The sequence below is a fragment of the Streptomyces globisporus genome, from assembly GCF_003501885.1.
Classification (GTDB): Bacteria; Actinomycetota; Actinomycetes; order Streptomycetales; family Streptomycetaceae; genus Streptomyces; species Streptomyces globisporus_D.
The window spans coordinates 1-6,647 of sequence record NZ_QWFA01000273.1 but is presented as its reverse complement, the minus strand read 5'-3'; the positions used below and the strand labels follow the sequence as shown (position 1 = coordinate 6,647).

Annotated in this window: 6 protein-coding genes; 4 read left to right on the top strand and 2 right to left on the bottom strand. The window is 73.1% G+C overall.

Annotated features, from left to right (window positions below):
* Positions 1 to 40 precede the first annotated feature (40 nt).
* On the bottom strand, positions 41 to 400 hold the full coding sequence (locus D3105_RS31535) for a hypothetical protein (RefSeq protein WP_118906296.1): 360 nt from the start codon (positions 398 to 400) through the stop codon (positions 41 to 43).
* A gap of 104 nt (positions 401 to 504) precedes the next feature.
* On the opposite strand from D3105_RS31535, the gene D3105_RS31530 reads away from it, so the two are divergent.
* Complete coding sequence (locus tag D3105_RS31530) at positions 505 to 1,332, top strand: hypothetical protein (RefSeq protein WP_118906295.1); 828 nt, start codon at positions 505 to 507, stop codon at positions 1,330 to 1,332.
* Between the two features lie 209 nt (positions 1,333 to 1,541).
* Here D3105_RS31530 and D3105_RS31525 read toward each other — a convergent pair whose 3' ends face one another.
* Positions 1,542 to 4,043: a GTPase-associated protein 1-related protein gene (locus D3105_RS31525; RefSeq protein WP_118906294.1), complete on the bottom strand. Its 2,502-nt coding sequence runs from the start codon at positions 4,041 to 4,043 to the stop codon at positions 1,542 to 1,544.
* A 165-nt stretch (positions 4,044 to 4,208) separates the two neighbouring features.
* Between D3105_RS31525 and D3105_RS31520 the strand changes: the two genes are divergently transcribed.
* From D3105_RS31520 to D3105_RS31510, 3 genes are all read left to right on the top strand, one after another.
* A complete protein-coding gene (locus D3105_RS31520; protein WP_118906293.1) occupies positions 4,209 to 5,048 on the top strand; it encodes an alpha/beta fold hydrolase in 840 nt (279 codons plus the stop codon).
* A gap of 219 nt (positions 5,049 to 5,267) precedes the next feature.
* Positions 5,268 to 6,038 carry a hypothetical protein gene (locus tag D3105_RS31515; RefSeq protein WP_240647093.1) on the top strand — a complete coding sequence of 257 codons (771 nt, stop codon included), beginning with the start codon at positions 5,268 to 5,270 and terminating at the stop codon, positions 6,036 to 6,038.
* 9 nt (positions 6,039 to 6,047) lie between these two features.
* Positions 6,048 to 6,647: serine/threonine-protein kinase (locus D3105_RS31510; RefSeq protein WP_133305733.1), on the top strand; the 600-nt coding region annotated here is incomplete at its 3' end.

Below are 6,647 nucleotides of genomic sequence, written 5' to 3'. Positions count from 1 at the left end.
CGCCGGTTCGGGCAGCGAGGGTCGGGGAGCGGGGGCGGGGTCAGTGATCGGAGTAGCTGAAGTCGCCCATCGTCCAGGCGCTGACTTCCTCGATCGCGACGCGGTACATCCCGCCCGTCTCCGGGATTCCCACCGTCCCCTGGAGGATCCGTGCCACATGGAAATGCAGATGCGTGGGCGGCCCCTCCTTGCGCGCGATGGCGGTGAAGACGGCGGAGAAATCGTTCAGCTGGGTCGAGTCCGCCAGGACCTCGGAGACCCGCTGCCTCCAGACGGACTCGGGGGCCAGGCGGCCGGTGATGACAGCACCCCCGGCGACCACGGTCAGAGACATCTGGTTGCTGTGCCCGGATTCCACCAGGGCAGCGACTTCAGTGAGCAACTCGTCAGGCTTCGACATGAAGAACGATTTTAGTCGGGGGCTCTCGGCTCCGACTGCCCGGTCGCCCTGAGCGGGGCCGACTCCCGGATCATTCTTCCGGACCGGGCGGTACGTTTGCTGCCATGTGCATATCGACAGGGGAGGCGGCGTTCTCCGGCACGATCCTGTACTGCGGGCGCCACCACCACGGCGAGCACGGCCTCGTCCACGTCCTGGGCTACCAGAACACGGCCGTCAACCTGGCGGACGGCCCGAACGCCATGCTGCTGCACGTGCCCACGAGGCAGCTCACGCCACACCACTTCCTCTCGGCGGGGCGCTCCGGCGACGTCCTGCACCGCATGGTCTCCGCCGTGGAGGACGCCGCAGCGATGGCCGACGACATCGTGTGGATGGGCGCGGAACCGCAGGCGGCCGTTCAGATCTTCGACCACGACGTCTACACGGTGCTCCTGGCGGACGACCCCACCGCGATCCCCGCCGCGCTGTGGCAGGTGCCGCCGCACCGGCGCCCCGCCCTCGACCCGGAGCTCTTGAGCTTCTACGCCGAGCACTTCCCGGACCACACCATCGTCGTGTGCTGCTTCGACAACGCCGAGGCGCGACGGGCCAAGCCTCTGTTGCTCTGGTACCAGCCGCTGGACCCCGACCGGCTGACCGTGCCGGCCCTGGACAGTCACACCGGCAAGGCACCGGCCCTCGACGCAGCAGTGCCGGTGGACCACTGGGTGCTGTTCTCCACCGACGAGGCCGCCGCCGACTGGGGCGCGCCCGTCGCCTACTCCGGGGGCATGCGCCACAGCCTGCGCGAGTTCCTTCCCGCAGCGGTCATCGGGCGGCAGTACGGAGACGGGCAGACGCTGCCGAACGGGGACTTCACCATCAGCCATGATGACCTGCTCGGCGGCGACCCGGACCGGATCGAGCGCTTGCAGCCGTCCCGGCGTTGACTGCTGCTGTTGATCCGTCGGATCTGTCCTACGGGATCCGTCACTTCGAAGCGGTGCAGACCTGCATGAGGGATGCTGTTCTGGGCATCCTCGCCTCAGCGGGGTTCCAGGTGGAGAAAGCGGACGCGCATAGTTGCGGAAGTGCCGTTCAGGTAAAGGGATTCACCCGCTGACCCCGTACGGTCGCGTGCCTTTTCCTCTCCCGGGGCTCACCCCCGTCGCACCCGCCCCGCGATCCGCCGGCCCAGGCGGCCCAGCGTGCTCGAACGGTTCCACGTGCGGAAGGCGTCCGCCCGGCCGCTGCTGCCCGTGCGGCCCACCGTGGCCTCGACCTCCGCGACGTCCTCGGCGGACATGGCGCGGACCGCCGGGCGCAGCACCTCGTCCAGGAGGGCGGCGGCCACCGGGGGCCAGGTCGTGCCCGCGTGCGGGTGGGCCGTCCAGACGGTGAAGCAGTCCGCCGCGTAGGCGGGCTGGGTGCGCAGCCGGGTCCGTACCGGCTCCGTCCGGGCGGTGCGGTCGTACGCGGCGATCAGCTCGGCGTCGTCGCCGTGGACGAAGTCGTACAGCTCGGCGCCCGGGCGGTCCGGGGCCAGCAGGCGTTCGACCAGGGCCGTGTGGGCGCGCTCCCTCAGTGCCGGTTCGACCGGTTCCGCCTGGGCGCACAGGGTGCGGACCGTCTCCGCCCAGCCGGGTTCCGGTGCACCCGTGCGCAGTTCGCGGACCAGGTCCAGCAGCAGGAGGCCCGCCCGTTCCCGGCCGCCGATCTCCCCCGGGAAACCGCGCAGGAGGTCGTGGGCGAGGGTGGCCGCCTCGTCGGTGTTCGCGGCGGACGGACCGGCGGCGGGCGTCCCGGTGGCGGACGGCTCCGCGGCGGACGCGCCCAGTGCCGCGTCGACCAGGCGGGCCCACGTACCGGCCGCGCGGTGCGAGTCCGACGTGGCCGCGTCCAGCAGGAGGCGGGCCTCCTCGACCGTCGGGGCCCGGTCCTCCCACACCAGGCCCACCGCCGTGCGAAGGACCAGTGGCTCGGCGAAGGGAGAGAGGCCGGCCGCCCGCAGCACCCGGTGCCAGACCGCCGCCCGGTCCCCGCCGAGCGTCGCCATCGCCCCCGGCACCTCGGCGCACATCCGCAGGTGCGGCAACGCCTGCGTCCCCGTGAACGGCAGCGCCACCCGCTCCAGGAACCGGGCCACCGCCCCGGGGTCCCGCGGGGCGATCCGGTCCAGCGCGCCCAGCAACGCCGTCCTCACCTCGAACTGCTCGTCCAGCAGCTCCAGCAGGGCCGGGGCGAAGTCCGGGGCGCCCGTCCCGTCCCTGTCCCGGGCCGCTGCCTCTGTCAATAGCGCCGGCGCCAGGCGGTCCACGACGCCCGGCAGCGCGTCCGTACCGTCCACGCCCAGCAGCCGTGCCACCCGCAGCAGTTGTACGGTTCGCGCCACCGGGCGGGACCCGGTCGTGTCGCCCAGCTCGCTGAGGATCTCCGGAGCGAGCCGCTCCGCGACAGCCGCGCCCTCCGGCCCCACGAACGCGTCCCGGCGCGGCAGTTCCAGCGAGCCGTTGCCGCCCCGTACCGCCTCCGTCACCAGCATCGCCGCGAGCGGAGCGGTCACCGCTGCGGGGCAGCGGCCCTCCAGGGCACCGAACAGCCGTCCCGCGGCGTCGAACTCGGGGCCCGTACGGTCGTCGATACCGGGGGATGTGAGGGCCTCGACCAGCTGTCCCGTGCGTTTGGCGTCCAGGGCGTACGGGCGGTCCGACGCCCAACAGGCCGCCGCCGTACGCTCGTCCGGCCCGAGCGTGATCCCCGCACACAGGGCCGTCACCGCCAACGGGCCTGCGGTGAAAGGCTCCCCGGGCAGCTCCCGAGCCTCCCGGAACAGCTCCGGCGACCGGCTCCGCCAGACCCGCGCCGCCGTCGCCGCCCACACGTCGTCCGTACCACCGCCCGACGGGGGCTGCTCCGCGCACACATGCACCCGCAGGCCCGCCGCCCGGGCCGCCTCCGCGTCCTCGGGCAGCACCCCCGCCACCCGCACCGCCGAACTCTCCGGCCGCCGGGTGTACGTGGTGAACGTCAGCCGCTCCGTGCTCTCCCTCGGCAGGGTCACGGAGGCGAGCCCCAGCCACCGGGCCACGTCCGCGCACTGCCGTTCCACCAGCACCACCGGCCGCGCGCCGGGCTCCGTCGGCTCGCCGGCCCGGCGCAGATCCGCCAGGACGGCCGCGAGCCAGGGGCCGCGCGACACGGCGAAGTCGTCCAGGCCCTCGGAGACCGCCGTCGGGCCTGGCGGCAGCGTCAGCGGGTCCGGTATCGCGCCGCCGGGCGTCACCGCCACCCAGTGCGGCGACCGCCACGCTTCGACCGGCAGCCGGTCGCCCGGCAGCGGCACCCCGGGCGGCAGATGCACCGCGTGCGCGTGGAACCGGACCCCCGGCCCTGCGCCGCCACTCGTCTCCCGAACCGGGGCCGACCGGGACACCAGACGGCTGCCGTCGGAGAGGACGGCGTAGGTGAACGACTGCGGCAGCGAGCGGAGTTCGCCGTTCGACGGGCGGTCGGGAACGCTGTCGGGAAGCTCGTAGCGCAGCAAGGGCTCGATCTCCGTCAGCAGGGACCCGGACACCCCGGGGCCGACCGCCGTGAACCGGCCCGCCGATCCCTCGTCCCCCGGCGCGGCGGAGGTGTAGTGCACCTGTGCAAGGCTCATCTGTCGGCCCTCTTCGTCCTGCCGCGCCCGGTCCCCGTGCCCACCCCGTACGGCTGGGTCGGGGGAGAAGTCCGCAGCCGCGGGGGCGACGTTATCAAGGACGGCGGGGTAATCCCTACGCTGCGTCAGGTGCTGCCCCGAGGGCGGCCGGACTATGTTGACCGCATGGACGATGTGAGGCTTTCGGCGGGCGTGATCGAGTACCGCGACACCGGCGGTGACGGGCCCGTCGTGGTCCTCCTGCACGGCGTGGCCATGAACGGTTCGCTGTGGGACGAGGTCGTCGCCGGGCTCGGCGACGGGGTGCGGTGCATCGTGCCGACCCTGCCGCTCGGCGGGCACCGCAGGCCCATGGAGGCCGCGGCCGACCTGTCCGTGCTCGGGGTCGCGCGGCTGGTCGCCGAGTTCCTGGAAGCCCTCCAACTGTCGGACGTGACACTCGTGATGAACGACTGGGGCGGCGCTCAGGCCCTGGTCGCGGACGGGCGGGCCGACCGGATCGGCGGGCTCGTCATCACCTCCTGCGAGGCGTTCGACAACTACCCGCCCGGCCTGCCCGGCCGGAACCTCGCCGCCTTCGCCAGGCTGCCGGGAGGGCTCCGGGCCGCTTTCTCCCTGCTTCGGCTGAAGCCCGCCCGGCGGCTGCCCATGACCTGGGGATGGATGAGCAAGCGGCCCGTCCCGCACGCCACGATGGACGACTGGTTCCGGCCGCTGCTGACCTCCCCGGAGATCCGGCGCGATCTGCGTGCCTATGTCCTCGGCGTACCGGAGAAGGCCGAACTCCTGCGCTGGACCGAGCAACTGCGCACCTTCGACCGGCCCGCGCTGGTGGTCTGGGCGACCGAGGACCGGGTCATGCCGCTCGACCACGGGCGACGGCTCGCCGACATCCTTCCGCAGGGGCGGCTGGTGGAGGTGGCCGACAGCTACACGCTCATTCCCCAGGACCGGCCGGACGCCCTCGTCGAGCACCTCCAGGACTTCCTGGCGGAGACCGCCTGAACCCGGCAGCAACGGATCCGCGAGGGGGGAGCGCCCGCGCGTCCCGATATTCCGGTGTCCCCGTGTCCCGATGAGGAAACAGTCCCCGGATGCCTCCACCACTGCGGCCCGCCGAACCTATGATCGATGCGGCGTCGAAGAGGAGAGCGGGGGAGCGCTGTGACCTGTCACGTGCCGTTAAGAGGGGGCCGGTTCGCGCTGCCGCTCGCCCTGACCCTGGTGACCGTAGTGCTCGCCGGTTGCTCGGGGGCGGCGGACGGACCGGGGGAGGCCGGGAAACGCGATGCTTCGGCGAGCGCGAGCACGGACCGCGGCGGCAGCACCGGTGCCGGACCGTCGCCCGAGAGAACGTTCGAACCCGACCCCGCGCGGCTCCCGAAGACCCGGGCCGAGGCACGCGACTTCATCGGCCGCGTCATCGCCGGACCCGACAGCTTCGGCCCCGGGGTGGTGAAGCGGAGCCCGTACGAGAGCGACCCCGCGACCTGGCCCGTGCTCGGCGAGGACTGTGTCTGGCAGCAGCGGAAGCCCGGGCACAGCGTCCTCGCCACCCTCACCCGGTCGTTCGAGGTGCCTGCGGAGGCGGGCAAGGGGCCGGTGCGCCTCGGTGCCGTCGTCACCGTGCACCGCAGCCGCGAGGACGCGGCCTGGGAGATGGCCGAGTCGATCGAGGAGACCATGCGCTGCCCCACCCAGCAACTGCGCGAAGGCGAACTGATCGGCTCCATGGTCGCCGCCGCGCTGTTCGGCGGCGAGGCCACCCAGACCAACTCCGAGGACGCCCTCAGCGAGGTGGGGCAGTACCGGAGTTCCGAACTCGGTGGGCCGCACCACTACGCATGGCAGCAGGCGCAGACCCTTCGGTTCACCGTCGCCGTGACCGGCAAGGGGGCGAAGGGACGTACTCGGGACGAGATCGACAACCTGGTAGTCCAGGCCCAGGCCACCATGCTGGCCCGGCTGGAATCCGCCGTCGAGAAGCAGAGCTGAGGCCGGGCGATGGACGACCTGCGACCCACCGACCCCGCCCGGATCGGCGGCCACCGGCTCCTCGGCCGCCTCGGCGCCGGCGGCATGGGCGTCGTCTACCTCGGCCGCACCGACGCCGGAGCGCTCGCCGCGATCAAGGTGATCCTGCCCGAGCACGCCGAGGACGAGGAGTTCCGGACCCGCTTCCGCCGCGAGGCCGAGGCCGCCCGCCGAGTCGACAGTCCCTGGGCCGTCTCCGTCACCGGAGCCGACACCGAGGGTGAACGCCCTTGGCTCGCGACGGAGTTCGTCCCCGGGTCGACACTCTCCGATGTCGTCGCCCGGCGCGGGCCGCTGCCCGTACGCAGCGTCACCGTCCTCGCCCGGCTGCTCGCCCGTGCCCTGGCCGTCGTGCACGCAGCCGGGCTCGTCCACCGCGACGTCAAACCGGGCAACGTGCTGCTGACCGCGAGCGGCCCCCGGCTGATCGACTTCGGGATCGCCCGCGCCGCCGACGCGACCGCCCTGACCGCCACCGGGCTCATCGTGGGCACGCCGGGGTTTCTGCCGCCCGAACAGGTGTCGGGGGGCGGGGTGGCGGGCGTGCCCACGATGAGCCCGGTGGCGGTC